Here is a 15,683-nt window from a genome sequence, read left to right on the forward strand (position 1 = left end):
TAGGTCTGCCATAAAAATTATAAATTAGTGTTCTAAACATCTATTTAATATCAATTGGCATGACAGGTACAGTTAAATTTTTCAATGAGTCCAAAGGATACGGATTCATTACCAACGACGAGACGGGAAGCGACATCTTTGTACACGCAACAGCGTTAAATGGTGTTGAGATAAACGAAGGTGACAAAGTAGAATACGTAGAGGAAGAAGGAAGAAAAGGAATGGTTGCGGCCCAAGTGCAGGTAATCAGTTAAAATATTCTATTATCGATTACATTAGGGCCCTGACGTAAACGTCGGGGCTTTTTGTTTAACCTTATTTAATTTAGGTTTCTTCGCTCAATAAAAAAACGTTTCAATAGGTTTGAGGCTTCTTTTTCCAAAACCCCTCCCAATATTTCCGTTTTAGGATGCAATTTTGTCCCCATGGCCCCACAACCCCGATGGGGATCTTCGGCCGCGTACACAATTTTTGATATTTGGCTCCAGTACAAGGCTCCTGCACACATTTGACAGGGTTCCAATGTCACATACAGGGTGCAATTTTGGAGGTATTTCCCCCCAAGAAAATTGGAAGCTGCCGTGATGGCCTGCATCTCGGCATGTGCCGTCACATCGGTGAGCTGTTCGGTTAAGTTATGTGCCCTGGCTATTATCCTATCATTGACGACAATAATGGCCCCAATGGGTACTTCTCCCTTTTCAAAAGCCAACTCTGCTTCTTGCAGCGCCTTTTTCATGTAATACGAGTCATCGTAAACCAAATCCATAGCTTCAAAAATACACTTTTGACTGCATAGAAAATAATTGTCCCTTATGATTTTCCCGTACATTTGCCTTCGGTTATGAATCACTTGGATAAAATAGAATTCCCTAGGGATCTTCGGCTATTGAAAAAAGACGAGTTACCACAACTTGCCCTAGATTTACGAAACTTCATTATCGATATCGTTTCGGTCAAAGAAGGTCATTTGGGGGCTAGCTTGGGAGTTGTTGAACTCACCATAGCCCTTCATTATATATTCAATACCCCGAATGATAAATTGGTATGGGATGTGGGCCACCAAGCCTACGGCCATAAGATCTTAACCGGCCGTAAAGCTATTTTTACAACAAACCGTCAATTGGGAGGTATAAGTGGTTTTCCCAATAGAACGGAAAGTGACTATGATGATTTCGGAACTGGGCACAGTTCAACGGCAATTTCCGCAGTATTAGGTATGGCCATCGCCTCTAAATTGCGAGGTGATACACAACGCAACCATATCGCGGTTGTGGGTGATGCTTCTATCGCGAGTGGAATGGCTTTCGAGGGCCTGAACCATGCAGGGGTTACCGATGCCAATATTTTGGTTGTACTCAATGATAATGCAATTGGCATAGACCCAAGTGTTGGTGCGCTAAAAAAATATTTGACCAACGTTAAGAAAGGAAGTGCAAAGGATGAGAATATCTTTGAATGTCTGAATTTTGACTATACCGGTCCGATCGATGGTCATGACCTCAATAGGCTATTGGTAGAACTAGAACGTTTAAAGTCAGTTTCTGGGCCAAAACTCCTCCACGTTATCACGACCAAGGGCAAGGGTTTAAGAAAAGCTGAGGAAAATCAGGTAACCTACCACTCGCCAGGAAGATTTGACAAACGTACCGGGGAACTTCAAAAAAATCCCGATGCCATGCTTCCCCCAAAATACCAGGATGTATTCGGCCATACTTTGGTTGAACTCGCAAGGCATAACAAGAATATCGTCGGTATTACACCTGCAATGCCTACCGGAAGTTCATTGAAATTCTTGATGGATGAAATTCCGGAAAGAGCTTTTGATGTTGGCATTGCCGAACAACACGCCGTTACCTTGGCAGCCGGAATGGCCACACAAGGGATGATTCCTTTTTGCAATGTGTATTCCACTTTTTTACAAAGGGCGTATGATCAAATTATACATGATGTTGCCCTGCAAAAACTACCTGTGGTTTTCTGTTTGGACAGAGCCGGTTTGGTAGGACAAGATGGCGCAACACATCATGGGGTTTTTGATATTGCCTATTTGAGATGCATACCCAATTTGATTATTTTTGCCCCCATGAACGAGGCTGAACTACGCAATATCATGTATACAGCACAATTGGGTCTTGGACAACCGATTGCCATAAGATATCCCAGGGGTCGCGGTGTGACCTTAGATTGGAACTCCCCTATGGAAAAAATGGAGATCGGTGTTTCAGAGGAAGTTAAAAAAGGGACGAAAATTGCCATCCTTTCCATAGGTCATATTGGTAATTTGGTAAAACAAGTCATCGCTGAATTACCGACCTCAGAACAAATTGGTCATTACAATATGCGGTTCGTCAAACCTTTGGACAAAAAACAACTTCATCATATTTTCAAACATTACTCCCATTTGATCACTATAGAGGATGGCTGCAAAATAGGCGGATTTGGCAGTTCAATATTGGATTTTGCCAATGAGAATGACTATTCAAACGCAATCGATATCTTAGGGATCGATGACAGATTTATAGAACATGGCACTATCGGGCAACTTCATGAAATGGTCGGAATAGATAGTTCAGCAATCAAAAAACATATTAATAAGATAATTAATGAGTAGTAGTATTTTCAAAAGTTTTATGTCGGCCTTTGTTCTATTCTTATGTTGTAATTCCTTTTATGGCCAAGATTCCATCCCACAATCAGCCAACATGGATTCGGTAGATATCGATACGGTCGTAATCAGAAGAACACTTGATAAAATAAAATATATGCCAAGGGGTGTTAATCTTACAAACCCCTTTATAACCTTTAATAAAACAAAACCATTACTTAAACGGCAAAAAAAATTCAGGATCCCTTCTTTTTGGACAAAAATCAACCGACTGGGAATAAACTTCAGTGAGGTGGCTTTTGTAAATTGGAATGCCGGTGGCGACAACTCCGTTTCTGGCTTGGGAAACTTACGTTTTGAGCGTAATTATAAGTTCAGATACATCAAATGGGATAATTTTATTGAACTTCGACATGGCCTAAATGCCCAAGAAGGAAGAAAGTTAAGGAAAACCGATGATGCGATCAAGTTAGGGTCTACATTTGGCTATCGTCGTGACACGATCAGCAATTGGTACTATTCGGTCAAAGCCAATTTCAATACGCAGTTTTCCAACGGTTACAAATATCCAGACCGTAGTAATCCGATTTCCAGATTTATGGCTCCCGGGTATTTCTTTCTCGGCGCGGGTACTTCCTATATTTCCGAAGATCAAAAATTCAATCTTTACATTTCCCCTCTAACCCAAAAATCAACTTTTGTTTTGGACCAAGAATTAGCGAACAAGGGGTCTTTTGGGGTTAAAAAAGCAATCTTGGGAGCCAATGGGGAAGTTATTCAACCAGGAGAGAACTCGTTTATAGAACTCGGTTTTCTGGTGACCAACACATTGGAAACCGACATCGCCAAAAACGTGGGTTTACGACATGACCTGAGCTTATATACCGATTATTTATCAAGTTTTGGGAATATTGATGTCGATTGGGAATTGAACCTTAATCTAAAGGTGAACAAATCAATAAATACAAATATTGGTACCCATCTCATTTACGATGATGATATTCTTTTTGATCGTGTGGTCGACGCCAATGGTGTTGTATTAGATCAGGGAAGACCGAAACTGCAATTTAAACAAGCATTGGGGGTTGGGGTCACGTATGAATTTTAAAGCAGTTTACCCATGATCTTGTTATGCATATGTACGGCAGCCCCATCTGATAAACTCGCCGCATAGCAGCACGTATTCAATACTATTTCATACAAGGGCAATTCGGTACGTTGATAAAACCCCGGCAACGTATTTACCATGAGCCTATCATAATTAGAGGCCTTGCCCTTATGGGTCCTAACCAATGCGGTGATGTAAACATCCAAAATATCGGAAATGATTTTATATCCTGCAATTTCCTTTTCAATTACCTCTTGCGACCTATAAACCTTATCTACGCTCAAGGCTATGATATCATTTATCTGGGCAATGTACCTACTCTTTTCTAAGAGGGCTATATCAAAGTCGCCCTTCAGTATGGCCTCTTCGTTCTTAGTGAACACATCGACGGCATCGCTGATCAGGGTACTTATGGCCAATGCACGCAAATAACTAAGCCGGTCTTCCTTAAAGGAAAGAGTGTTGTATTTTTTGGTGTTGATACGATCTTTGACCAATTTTATCAAATACTCCAAAGCATAGTCCTCGGAAATCAGGCCTAGGTTTATTCCGTCTTCAAAATCGATTATGGTATAGCAGATATCATCAGCGGCTTCTACTAAATATGTTAACGGATGCCTTGAAAATGAAATATCGCTTCCTTCCCGGGTTTGGGTAAGTCCAAGTTCTTCAGCAACAGATAGGAAAGTTTGTTTTTCAGATTGAAAAAAACCGAATTTCTTGTCGGCTATATGCTTCGTGGGTTTCTTGGGCAATGATTCTTTGGGATACTTCATAAAGGCCCCCAAGGTCGCATACCCCAGCCGTAAACCTCCATCAACACCCGCCCTGGATTCGGTCAAAAGTTTAAACCCATTGGCGTTGCCTTCAAAATCAATGATGTCCTGATATTCTTTCTCCGATAGCATATCACGGAATTGGAGTCCGTTACCGGTCTTAAAATACTCGCCTATGGCTTTTTCCCCACTATGCCCAAAAGGTGGGTTGCCAATATCGTGCGCCAATGCAGCTGCAGCCACAATGGCCCCAAAATCATTGAATTGATACCCATGCACCTCTTTGAGGTGTGGGTGTTTTTCCAAAATATTTTTTCCTGCGATCCTACCCAAACTTCGACCTACCACGGAAACTTCCAAACTATGGGTAAGCCGTGTATGCACAAAATCGGTCTTGGAAAGTGGAATTACTTGGGTCTTATCCTGTAGGCTTCGAAAAGCGGAGGAAAAGATAATGCGGTCGTAATCGACTTCAAAACCCAAACGGGTCTCATCCTGTTCTTTTCGTAACCTTTTGTGTGTATCGCCCTGGCGTCGTAATGAGAGTAGTTGTTCCCAGTTCATAGTAGCTATTTTGTAAGGGCAAGATACATTATTTCAATGTTAAGAAATGATAATTATAATTGAAACTGAACTTAAAGTGAATAACCTTTTACTAACCTTTTAATCAAGGTATTTTAAAATTCGGTTAACATCTTTTTTACAGTTCATGGGTTTCTTTGCTGTGGTATTTAATTACAGAGAAAATCAAACATGAAAAAAATTATTTTCAGTCTATTGGTATTGACCACCGCAGTGCTTAGTGCCCAAAAAAAAGGAAGCATTGTAGGAACGCTTACCGATAAGGCAATGAACAATGAACCTTTGCCCTTTGCCAACGTAATTTTAAAAGGAACGACCAAAGGAACCACTTCGGATTTTTACGGACTTTATGAAATTCCCAATTTAGAACCGGGTACCTATACCTTGGTGTATAGTTTTTTGGGGTATGAAACCGTCGAAATAACTGAGGTAAAGGTTGAAGCGGGTAAAGTTACCTCTATAGATGTACCTATGGTGGCCACCGGTGTGGCTTTGGAAGGGGTAACGGTTACCACGGTAGCCAGAAAAGATTCGGAGACGGCGCTCCTGATAGATCAGAAAAAAGCAACCGAAATCAAAGAAAGTATCGGTGCCGTCGAACTTGGTAAAATAGGTGTTTCCGACGTTGCGACCGCGACCACAAAAATATCGGGAGTATCAAGTAGTGAAGCTTCGGGCAATGTTTTTGTACGTGGGCTTGGAGATCGATACTTATCTACAACGTTGAATGGTTTGACCGTGCCTTCGGATGATGTGGATAAAAAAAATATTGATTTATCGCTTTTTCCTACCCGGGTAATCCGAAATGTGAGTATCAGCAAGACGTATGCTGCACAGTCCTCTGCGGACCAATCTTCGGGGAATATAAATATCAGCTCTAGGGAACTCGTAGGTTCAAGGGAATTAAGGGCAAGCCTTACTACGGGAATCAATACCAATGTTGCGAAAAGTGGTGTTTATGACAACTTTAAAATCTCCCCTAATCAAAGCGATGTGACTTTCGGATTTTACAACTCGAATAGGAGTACGCAACAACAAATCACCCAACAAGGTTGGAACACCAGAAAACAGGATAATCCCATGGACTATTCATTTGCGCTAACCGCAGGTAAAAGGATAAAGGATAAGTTTTCGATATTTTTTACGGGGTCCCATTCCCGTTCCTATGAATATCAGCAAGGTCTTTTTCGCCAATTTAGATCCAATTTCGTAGATGATACCATTACAGATGCCACAACCTATCGTAATAAAACCGTAAACACGGCCTTATTGGACATGTCATTCTTTGCGAAAGATAAGAACAAGATTAAATCAACAACGTTCTTTGTGAACAAATTAGACGAATCCATTTTTGAAGGGGGGCGAAATGGGGAAGCCACTATTTTTGAGGAAACGGCACCAGCCGAAGGCTTGTTCCAATTTATTCGGGACCAAAATACCAAACAAACCCGCTTACTGGTCACCCAATTATTGGGTACCCATGACCTAGGGGATAAAAATACCTTGAAATGGGCCGGTGGGTACAATATTCTAAATGCCGATGAACCCAACCGAATTAGAAATGAGGTGAACTGGGACCCCAATGAAGTTGAACCCCAATTTGATGTGCAACTCGGAAGAAATGGAGGGTTTCAACAAAGAAAGTCGAGCCAAAAAATTGAGGACATTGAATTCAATGGTTTTGTTGCCGATGCCCTACATATTATCGACGAAGATGAAAAATCCTTTAAAATTGAATTGGGAGTCTCTTATAGAAACAAACAAAGGGAATTCAGTTCAGAATTCGTAGGTGTTGAGGAAACCTCGACCAACGCCATTAACCCCTCTTCCATAGATAACATCGGAAGTATATTCCAACTATCCAACTTTGATAGCGGGGTATTGGAACTCAATCTATTGGGATCCAATGCCAATAATGAACGTAAGGACATCTATACCGGTGAATTGGATTCTAAAGCGGCCTTTGCTGATTTCAATGTTGGTCTTAATAAATGGAACATCAATGCAGGGCTACGCTTTCAAAAAGATGAAATAACGGTGAACTATGATATTGGAAACCTGTTTCCAAGAACAGGGGAAAGTGTTCAAGAATACAATAACCTCTACCCAAGCTTAAACATTAAATATGCCCTGAATGATTTTCATGCCTTACGGCTTTCCATGAGTAGAACGTTGACCCTGCCCGAATTCAAAGAAGTTTCGCCATTCGAATATGTATCCCCAACCGGTCAGGTAATTCGGGGTAATGTAGATGTAAGGGCCTCTAAGAACTTGAATTACGATGTTAAATGGGAATACTTCCCCTCCACCACCCAATTGGTTTCCTTTTCTGCCTTTTATAAGGATATATCAGACCCTATAAACAAAGTTAGGGATAGAGGTTCAGCTGGGGTGTTTTCATATTTCAACTCCGCTGAAAAAGCTGAAGTTTTCGGTCTTGAAGCCGAAACTAGGGTAGACCTGATCAACCCGGATTTCAACGAAGAAGATGGCACCAAGAGTGGAAACAGCCTAAATCTGGTTCTGAATGCAACACGTATGTGGCACTCCCAGGATCTAAAGGAAATTTTTAATGAGGAAGGAACATTACTAAGGACTTTTCGATATAAGGGTATTGAGAAAACCGACTTACAAGGTGCTTCAGATTGGATCTTCAATTCAAGTCTTAATTTCAATTCTGTAGGCATTAATCAATTCTCTGCATCCCTGAATGCAAACTATGCCTCGGATAAAATATATGCGCTAGGGGTACCAACGGACCAATCCAACAGGGATATCTTTTATGACGATGCCATTGTTGAAAAAGGATTTGTTGTCCTAAATGCCGTTGTGAGCAAAGTGATTGCGAAAAATTGGAAACTAACCCTTATTGGGAAAAACCTTTTAAATCCTGAGATAAAACAAACACAAAGTATTTTGAAGAATGTAGCCGAAATAGCCTCGGATCCCTCCGCAAAAAGATTGGAAGTAGATGAGACTGTCAGCTCCTATACTACAGGTGTTGGTCTAAGCCTAGGTCTTCGCTATAATTTTTAATTGAATATAATAACTAATAAATTTTAAAACCCTATTTTATGAAAACGAAAAATTTAAGAGTAACAATGGGTCTTTTGGCCATCTTCAGCTTGTTCCTGACGAGCTGTTCCAGTGATGACGGCGGTACGGATCCAGCCCCTGATGCCACATGTACCGACCAAAAAATGAACGGTGATGAAACCGGAGTAGATTGCGGTGGCTCGTGTGCACCTTGTGAAGACACAAATCTCACGGGTTCAATGTCTGAAGACAGAACTTTGGATGCTAGTAAAACCTACACACTCACCACAACTTTTAGTATTGAATCTGGAGCTACATTAACCATTCCTGCAGGCACTATGATCGTTGCCGACGTAGAAAGTGGGGATGAGACCAGTACCTATATCGTTGTTCAAAAAGGCGGTAAAATCAATGTCCAAGGCACGGCCTCCAATCCAGTGGAAATGACTTCCGCTAACGGGTCTCCTGGTGACTGGGGTGGTTTGGTTATCGCCGGTAATGCCACAACGACGGAAGGTACTGATGCTACCGCTGAAGTAGGTCAAATTACTTATGGTGGAACGGATGATGCGGATAACTCAGGTTCTATCAGCTATTTGATCATTAGAAATGCAGGTGCCCAGATCAACCCTGACTCACAGTACAATGGTCTTACCCTTTATGCGGTAGGTTCAGGTACTACGATTGACAATGTTGCTTTGTTGGATGGTAAGGATGACGGTGTTGAATTCTTTGGTGGAACTGTTTCCGCTTCCAACTTCTACTTGGAAAACAACGAGGATGATGCCGTGGATTGGACAGAGGGATGGAACGGTACTTTGACCAATGCCTATGTTGTTCATACACTAGAAGGGTTCTCTACGGCCGTTGAAGCCGATGGTGAGAACGGAAACCCCACCTTGGCCAATTTTACAGCTGTTTCAACTGTTGGCGGTACTGCACTACAGTTCAAGAAAACCTCAGGCGCCACGATTACCGGTCTTTCCCTGGCAGGTTATGATACTTCCGTTGACATGAAAGATGACGGTCCACTTGCCAATGTACAGATTGATGGTTCCGATGCTGACCCAACGCTGAGTTACATCGCCACCCCAACTGTTTCTATTGAAAGCTTTGATTGGGTAAATTCGCAAGTCGTTGTCGAAACCAGCGTATTATCAGGTAGTATAACTGCTGATTTGACCTTGGATGCCGATATAATTTATTATTTAGATCAAACTTTGAGTATAGAGTCAGGTGCATCTTTAACAATTCCGGCTGGAACTACTATTATTGCCGATGTTGAAACCGGTGATGAGACCAGCACGTATATTGTCGTACAAAAAGGCGGTATGATCGATATCCAAGGCACTGATGCAAGTCCTGTTGTTATGACCTCATCTAATGAAAACCCTGGTGACTGGGGAGGTTTGGTCATCGCAGGTAATGCTTCCACTACCGAAGGTACAGACGCTACTGCCGAGGTGGGTCAGATCACCTATGGTGGAACTGACGATGCCGACAGCTCCGGTTCCATCAGTTACTTGATCATCAGGTATACCGGTGCACAAATCAACTCCGAATCCCAGTACAACGGTCTTTCACTTTATGCCGTAGGTTCAGGAACTACTATCGAGAATATTGCCATACTGGACGGTAAGGATGATGGAGTCGAATTCTTTGGGGGAACAGTTTCTGCCTCCAATTTTTACCTGGAAAACAACGAAGATGATGCTATAGATTGGACTGAAGGTTGGAACGGCACCTTGACCAATGCCTATGTTTCACATACAAATGCAGGTTTCTCAACGGCCGTGGAAGCGGACGGGGTCAATAACAATCCTAAACTTGTGAATTTAACGGCCATTACTACCCAAGATGGTACTGCATTACAATTCAAGAAGACCTCAGGGGCTACGATCACCAACCTTTATCTTGAGGGGTATACCGCTTTAATAGATATGAAAGACGCTGGTCCTTTGGCCAATATTCAAATTGATGGTTCCGATGCAACCGTTGATGGTCCTTACAACACCGGAACGAAAGTTGACGTAACTATGTTTGATTGGGCCACAGGAAACTAGGCCACAATTAAATACCACTGAGAGTCCTGTCTTTACCGTCAGGACTTTCTTTTTTTGATTACGTATCGCATGGAACAAAGGAAAGACCAGATCAATCAATAAAGACCCTTTGATAACCATTATATAACGTTCAGTTAATTTGAAGTTATTTTATTTGCAAAAACAGTATTACCATGAACAAAATAACATTCCTACTTGCATTTTTATTCGCCCTCAACATTCTTGCCCAGGATAAAGGGTCCCTTTCCGGTAGGGTTTTGGATATGGGGTTGAACAATGAACCTATGTTAATGGCGTATGTCGCATTGAAAGACTACTCCCAAAAAGTAGAAACAAATTTTCATGGTAATTTTGAGTTCAAGAACATTCCGGTTGGAAAGCATACCCTGGTAGTGGGTTATACCGGTTATGAGACCGTTGAGATTGCCGTACACATTACAAAGGATAAGACATCTAGAATTCGATGTGGTCTATATCAAAAAACGATTGTTTTGGGCGATTATCATCCCATTCATACGGATCATACCGAAGCTTCCCTTGCAGTAGAGACAAGTCTAGAGTAAATATCCATCCTATAAGAATTCTATGGGTATATTTTAAAAAGGAAACAACCCGCTTATAGGCGGGTTGTTTCCTTTTATAAATCGATGATTTTTTTCAGTTCTTGACAAGCGCTTCCTTCTTCACTCCGTCTACACTGGCGATTCCCTCCGCATTATATCTGACTTCTTTCATGGATTCACCGGACCAAAAAACCCATTTTCCAACTTTACGGCCATTTGAATAGGAACCTTTAGAGATCAGTTTACCTTCTTCACTGAAACTCACCCATTCTCCATGCAATTTTCCATCCAGGTTGAAGGTCCCTGCTTGACTTACATTGCCGTTATCGTGAAAATAAGTCGCCTCAATCAGTTTGGTCTCCTCATTTAATCCAATCTTTTCCTCGCTTTGGGCATAGGTCAAGGTCGAAACCAAGAGAATAATAAGAAGTAAAATGGCATTCTTCATGACCAACATTGACTATTTAAAGAATAAAGTTAAGAATTTTACTTTAATGTTACCTTTTATTAACCTTAATTTTACATTGATATTGTTCTTTACCCAGAACCAGGAACATTTGGTTTGATTTATTGTTTAAAAGATTTTATAATTCCTTAATGTTCCCATTACATTTAGTTTATTTTCATCACCTAGCTTTGACGTGTCTTAAGACAAACATTAGTATTTTCATATAATTTATTAGTTTTTGTCGACTATATTATCATGAATCCTAATAACTGCCTTTGGCCAAGGCAGTTTTTTTATTCCTTTTATTGATTGTTGTTCAAAAGTTAATGTTTTTTGAACATTAACTTAACATTGGCATCTGTTCTTTGTAGCGACAAAAATTAATAACACGATGAAAATCAAATTACTTACCTTAGGATTCATCCTTTTAGGAACCCTTACTTCATTTTCCCAAGAAACCAACGCACCTAAATTCGGCAAAGGGCTGTTCAATTTAGTTGGGCAAGACAGTACTTGGACCATGAAGATTGCCACACGAATGCAATTCCTATCTGTTGCAACCTGGGATGAAGGGCCAGACGGAGGTCTTGTAAATCCCGAACAAAATTTTTTGGTCCGTAGGGCCCGATTAAAATTTGATGGTTACGCTTATACCCCTAAACTAAAATATAAATTAGAATTAGGTTTATCGAATAGGGACATTTCCGGAGCTTCCCAATTTACAAGCAACGCCCCACGCTATATATTGGATGCGGTCGTCATGTGGAATTTTTATGAAAATTTTGAATTATGGGTGGGGCAGACCAAATTGCCAGGTAATATAGAACGTGTAATCTCATCCGGAAATTTACAACAAGTAGATCGTTCGTTGTTGAACAGTAGATTTAATATAGATCGGGATGCCGGAATACAGTTGAGGCATCATTTTAACCTATCGGATAATTTCCTGGTGCGGGAGAAATTCGCCATTTCCCAAGGGGAGGGAAGAAATGTTACTACTGGTAATTTAGGAGGGCATCAATATACGACTAGACTTGAATTATTGCCATTTGGTGATTTTGATGATTATGATGGTAGTGATTTGAACCGCGAAACTAAACCAAAGTTGATGTTGGCGGTAAACTACGATATCAATCAAAATGCAGTAAAGACCCGAAGTAACCAAGGTTCTTATATGGCCAATGATGTTGGTTTTTATGAAACCAACATAAATACATTCTTTTTCGATGGTATATTCAAATACAACGGTTTTTCATTTATGTGGGAATATGCCAATAGGGATGCCGATGACCCGATTGCCAAGAATTCCGATGGTACCGAAACAGGTGATGTGGTTTGGACAGGTGACGGTCTAAATCTGCAGTCTGGTTATCTTATGGCTAAAGATTGGGAGATTTCTGGACGTTATACCACCATAAACCTCGATGCCATTACAGGAAGAAATGCAGAAACCCAATATACGCTCGGTCTATCAAAATACATCGTGGGACACAAACTCAAGGTACAAACAGATTTGAGCTATCTTTCGGTTGATGGTGGATCTGATGAATTGATGTACAGATTGCAATTGGATGTTCATTTCTAATAAAAACGACCTTTATAAAAAAAGAGGTCTCATAGGGCCTCTTTTTTTGTTGAGTCCTAAATAACTTAACACTTTAATAACCTTTACGTAGTGGTTTCTTCATTTTGAATTAACCCCAAGTTAACCTTCCTGCTCTTTCTTTGCTGGGAATAATTTAGACGACAAAAAAATGAAAAGAATTTTAGTTTTAATGTCATTGGCCTTAATCATAGGGGCTTGTGGCGACAAAAAAGAAAAGAAAGGTACTGAAGGCACAGATGGGACAGCTGCCCTGTCAGGTACGATTAAGGTTGATGGCTCAAGTACGGTTTTTCCAATTACGGAAGCAGTGGCTGAAGAATTTCGAGCGGTTCAGCCGAAAGTAAATGTGACAGTCGGCGTTTCGGGTACCGGTGGAGGGTTTAAAAAATTCTCCAGAGGGGAAACAAACCTTTCCAACGCTTCCCGTCCTATTAAGGACAAGGAGAAAGAAGCTTGTGAAGAAAACAACATTACATATTTGGAATTGGAAGTTGCCTATGACGGCCTAGCTGTTTTGGTGCATCCAGAAAATGATTGGGTAGATAGCTTTACCGTTGAAGAACTCAAAAAAATCTGGGAACCTTCTGCCCAAGGCAAAATCATGAAATGGAACCAAATCAGACCCGAATGGCCCAATCAGGAAATCCATTTATTCGGCCCTGGGGTAGCATCAGGCACATATGATTATTTTACCGAAGCCGTTGTAGGGGAAAGTGGTTCAAGTAGAGGCGATTTTACTGCTAGTGAAGATGACCATGTTCTCGTACAAGGAATTGCCGGTGATAAATATTCCTTAGGATTCTTTGGGATTGCATATTATGCCGAAAACAAGGACAAATTAAAATTAATTGGTGTACATAACGGGGAAGAAGTGGTTAAACCATCCCTTGAAACGGTCAAAAATGGTACCTACAGACCCTTGTCAAGACCCTTGTTCATCTATGTAAATAGCACCTCTGTTGCCTCTCCTGAAGTTGTCGAGTTTGTAAACTTCTATTTGGATAATGCAGGTGAATTATCTAAAGATGTGGGTTATATTCCGCTTCCATCAGAAAACTACAGGGCTCAAAAAGAAAGTTTCAAAACTTTTGTTGAAAGTAACAAATAAGCAAAAGTTTTATCAGGACAATCAGGTGCCTAATTGGGTGCCTGGTTTCCTTATTTAAAAGACATTTGATGCGAAAAATCAAAGAATTGATAATCGAAAAGTCGCTGTTATCCAGCGCCTTGGTAACCATTGCGGTTACTCTTGGGATTATCCTCGTATTGGCTATTGAGGCTTTTCGATTTTTTAGCGAGGTTTCGATTTTTGATTTTTTTACCGATACGCAATGGACACCGCTTTTCACCGAAAAGCATTTTGGGATTTTACCCTTGTTGTCCGGTACTTTACTTACTTCGTTTATTGCCATAGCCTTTGCCCTCCCAATAGGACTATCGATAAGCATTTATTTAAGTGAATATGCCCCTAAGGCTTTTCGTAAATCGGTAAAACCTCTTTTAGAACTCCTTGCAGCAGTACCCACGGTAGTTTACGGTTTCTTCGCTCTAGTGGTCGTGACCCCATTTTTACAGGAAATCATTCCGAACCTATCCGGATTCAACTCCCTATCTGCAGGTATTGTAATGGGAATAATGATTATTCCATACATATCGTCATTAAGTGAAGATGCGCTTCACGCCGTTCCTGATTCGCTCCGCGAAGCATCGTTTGGTATGGGATCTACAAAATTCCAAACGGCATTCAAGGTCATTGTGCCAGCTGCATCTTCCGGAATTATTGTTTCCATAATCTTGGCGATATCCAGGGCCATTGGTGAAACCATGATCGTTGCCATAGCGGCAGGGCAACAACCTAGATTGACTTTGGATCCTACGGTGCCCATAGAAACGATTACAGCTTATATCGTTCAGGTCAGTTTGGGGGATGTACAACATGGTTCCTTGGAATACAGGACCATTTTTGCTGCCGGTATCACCCTATTCGTGTTTACATTTTTATTGAATACTTTGAGCTACCGTATCAGAAAAAAATTCCAAGAAAAATATGAATAATCTTCGTAAAAACAGGCTGAAGGATCAGCTCTTCAAATTCTGGGGGATTTTCTGTACCATTATCGGTTTGGTACTGCTCGTCGTATTTATTGGCGATATTTTAGTTGATGGTTTAAGAAGAATAGACTGGGGGTTCATTACCAACCTTCCTTCACGAAAACCAGAAAAATCGGGCATTTATACGGCTTTGATGGGAAGTATATGGATTTTGTTCTTTACCACCATAATCGCCTTTCCTATAGGCGTGGCTGCAGGTATATACCTTGAGGAATACAGCAAGAAAAATAAACTTGCCGGCTTATTGGAAATAAATATTTCAAACCTAGCCGGTGTCCCCTCTATTATTTATGGATTATTAGGTTTAGAGGTCTTTGTTAGGATCATGAATCTTGGGCCAAGTGTTTTAGCTGGGAGTTTAACCCTTTCATTATTGATACTCCCCATAGTGATTGTAGCAACCAGAGAAGCGATCAAAGCGGTGCCTTCTTCTATCAAAGATGCCTCTTTTGCATTGGGCGCGTCTAAATGGCAGACCATTTGGCACCAGATTTTACCCGCTTCAGGAGGGGGTATTTTAACGGGGGTAATTTTGGCTCTATCAAGGGCAGTGGGTGAAACGGCACCTTTGATTGTTGTTGGGGCATTGGCCTATGTTCCTTTCGCACCGGAAAATCCCTTGGACGAATTTTCGGTACTACCGATTCAAATATTCAATTGGATATCAAGGCCACAACCCGGATTTATTGAAAATGCGGCAGCTGCTATAATCATATTACTGCTGATCACTTTTATTATGAACGGTATTGCAGTTTATTTTAGAAACAAATGGTAGAAGAAA

At 40.9% G+C, this 15,683-nt stretch carries 13 protein-coding genes; 10 read left to right on the top strand and 3 right to left on the bottom strand.

Annotated elements, in window-relative coordinates; all coding sequences use genetic code 11:
• Positions 1-59: 59 nt before the first annotated feature.
• Positions 60-254 (top strand): cold-shock protein, encoded by a 195-nt coding sequence (locus tag HPE63_RS06900; RefSeq protein WP_188313520.1) that lies wholly within the window; start codon positions 60-62, stop codon positions 252-254.
• Positions 255-319: 65 nt separating this feature from the next.
• Here HPE63_RS06900 and HPE63_RS06905 read toward each other — a convergent pair whose 3' ends face one another.
• The gene (locus HPE63_RS06905; RefSeq protein ID WP_188313757.1) at positions 320-769 is read right to left on the bottom strand and encodes a nucleoside deaminase; all 450 of its coding nucleotides are present in this window, start codon (positions 767-769) and stop codon (positions 320-322) included.
• Between the two features lie 75 nt (positions 770-844).
• Here HPE63_RS06905 and HPE63_RS06910 point away from each other — a divergent pair, with 75 nt between their 5' ends.
• Positions 845-2,614: a 1-deoxy-D-xylulose-5-phosphate synthase gene (locus HPE63_RS06910; protein ID WP_188313521.1), complete on the top strand. Its 1,770-nt coding sequence runs from the start codon at positions 845-847 to the stop codon at positions 2,612-2,614.
• Complete coding sequence (locus tag HPE63_RS06915) at positions 2,607-3,716, top strand: DUF3078 domain-containing protein (protein ID WP_188313522.1); 1,110 nt, start codon at positions 2,607-2,609, stop codon at positions 3,714-3,716. Before HPE63_RS06910 ends, HPE63_RS06915 begins: the two co-directional genes overlap by 8 nt.
• On the opposite strand, the gene dgt is transcribed toward HPE63_RS06915, so the two are convergent.
• Positions 3,713-5,056, bottom strand: a complete 1,344-nt coding sequence (dgt, locus tag HPE63_RS06920; RefSeq protein ID WP_188313523.1) for a dGTP triphosphohydrolase — start codon at positions 5,054-5,056, stop codon at positions 3,713-3,715. The two genes, HPE63_RS06915 and dgt, sit on opposite strands and share 4 nt — an antisense overlap.
• 189 nt (positions 5,057-5,245) lie before the next feature.
• Here dgt and HPE63_RS06925 point away from each other — a divergent pair, with 189 nt between their 5' ends.
• The 3 genes from HPE63_RS06925 (at position 5,246) to HPE63_RS06935 (ending at position 10,736) form a co-directional block, all read left to right on the top strand.
• Positions 5,246-8,110 (top strand): TonB-dependent receptor, encoded by a 2,865-nt coding sequence (locus HPE63_RS06925; protein WP_188313524.1) that lies wholly within the window; start codon positions 5,246-5,248, stop codon positions 8,108-8,110.
• A gap of 38 nt (positions 8,111-8,148) precedes the next feature.
• Positions 8,149-10,173 (top strand): hypothetical protein, encoded by a 2,025-nt coding sequence (locus HPE63_RS06930; protein ID WP_188313525.1) that lies wholly within the window; start codon positions 8,149-8,151, stop codon positions 10,171-10,173.
• A gap of 173 nt (positions 10,174-10,346) precedes the next feature.
• Positions 10,347-10,736: a carboxypeptidase-like regulatory domain-containing protein gene (locus HPE63_RS06935; protein WP_188313526.1), complete on the top strand. Its 390-nt coding sequence runs from the start codon at positions 10,347-10,349 to the stop codon at positions 10,734-10,736.
• A 94-nt stretch (positions 10,737-10,830) separates the two neighbouring features.
• On the opposite strand, the gene HPE63_RS06940 is transcribed toward HPE63_RS06935, so the two are convergent.
• On the bottom strand, positions 10,831-11,184 hold the full coding sequence (locus HPE63_RS06940; RefSeq protein WP_188313527.1) for a toxin-antitoxin system YwqK family antitoxin: 354 nt from the start codon (positions 11,182-11,184) through the stop codon (positions 10,831-10,833).
• Between the two features lie 391 nt (positions 11,185-11,575).
• On the opposite strand from HPE63_RS06940, the gene HPE63_RS06945 reads away from it, so the two are divergent.
• From HPE63_RS06945 to pstA, 4 genes are all read left to right on the top strand, one after another.
• Positions 11,576-12,769 carry a porin gene (locus HPE63_RS06945; RefSeq protein ID WP_188313528.1) on the top strand — a complete coding sequence of 398 codons (1,194 nt, stop codon included), beginning with the start codon at positions 11,576-11,578 and terminating at the stop codon, positions 12,767-12,769.
• 169 nt (positions 12,770-12,938) lie between these two features.
• A complete protein-coding gene (locus HPE63_RS06950) occupies positions 12,939-13,898 on the top strand; it encodes a PstS family phosphate ABC transporter substrate-binding protein (RefSeq protein WP_188313529.1) in 960 nt (319 codons plus the stop codon).
• Between the two features lie 68 nt (positions 13,899-13,966).
• Entirely contained in the window at positions 13,967-14,845 is an 879-nt protein-coding gene (pstC, locus tag HPE63_RS06955) for a phosphate ABC transporter permease subunit PstC (protein ID WP_188313530.1), read from the top strand.
• On the top strand, positions 14,838-15,677 hold the full coding sequence (pstA, locus tag HPE63_RS06960) for a phosphate ABC transporter permease PstA (RefSeq protein WP_188313531.1): 840 nt from the start codon (positions 14,838-14,840) through the stop codon (positions 15,675-15,677). The genes pstC and pstA overlap by 8 nt, the downstream gene beginning before the upstream one ends.
• Positions 15,678-15,683: the final 6 nt, after the last annotated feature.

The sequence above is a fragment of the Maribacter arenosus genome (assembly GCF_014610845.1).
In the GTDB taxonomy this organism is placed as follows: Bacteria; Bacteroidota; Bacteroidia; order Flavobacteriales; family Flavobacteriaceae; genus Maribacter_A; species Maribacter_A arenosus.

Excerpts from the sequence above, each read along its gene's own strand:
- HPE63_RS06945 (WP_188313528.1), top strand. The coding sequence starts at position 11,576 with ATGAAAATCAAATTACTTACCTTAGGATTCATCCTTTTAGGAACCCTT.
- HPE63_RS06940 (WP_188313527.1), bottom strand. The coding sequence starts at position 11,184 with ATGAAGAATGCCATTTTACTTCTTATTATTCTCTTGGTTTCGACCTTG.
- pstA (WP_188313531.1), top strand. The coding sequence starts at position 14,838 with ATGAATAATCTTCGTAAAAACAGGCTGAAGGATCAGCTCTTCAAATTC.
- HPE63_RS06935 (WP_188313526.1), top strand. The coding sequence starts at position 10,347 with ATGAACAAAATAACATTCCTACTTGCATTTTTATTCGCCCTCAACATT.
- HPE63_RS06910 (WP_188313521.1), top strand. The coding sequence starts at position 845 with ATGAATCACTTGGATAAAATAGAATTCCCTAGGGATCTTCGGCTATTG.
- dgt (WP_188313523.1), bottom strand. The coding sequence starts at position 5,056 with ATGAACTGGGAACAACTACTCTCATTACGACGCCAGGGCGATACACAC.
- HPE63_RS06930 (WP_188313525.1), top strand. The coding sequence starts at position 8,149 with ATGAAAACGAAAAATTTAAGAGTAACAATGGGTCTTTTGGCCATCTTC.
- HPE63_RS06905 (WP_188313757.1), bottom strand. The coding sequence starts at position 769 with ATGGATTTGGTTTACGATGACTCGTATTACATGAAAAAGGCGCTGCAA.
- HPE63_RS06950 (WP_188313529.1), top strand. The coding sequence starts at position 12,939 with ATGAAAAGAATTTTAGTTTTAATGTCATTGGCCTTAATCATAGGGGCT.
- HPE63_RS06915 (WP_188313522.1), top strand. The coding sequence starts at position 2,607 with ATGAGTAGTAGTATTTTCAAAAGTTTTATGTCGGCCTTTGTTCTATTC.
- pstC (WP_188313530.1), top strand. The coding sequence starts at position 13,967 with ATGCGAAAAATCAAAGAATTGATAATCGAAAAGTCGCTGTTATCCAGC.
- HPE63_RS06900 (WP_188313520.1), top strand. The coding sequence starts at position 60 with ATGACAGGTACAGTTAAATTTTTCAATGAGTCCAAAGGATACGGATTC.
- HPE63_RS06925 (WP_188313524.1), top strand. The coding sequence starts at position 5,246 with ATGAAAAAAATTATTTTCAGTCTATTGGTATTGACCACCGCAGTGCTT.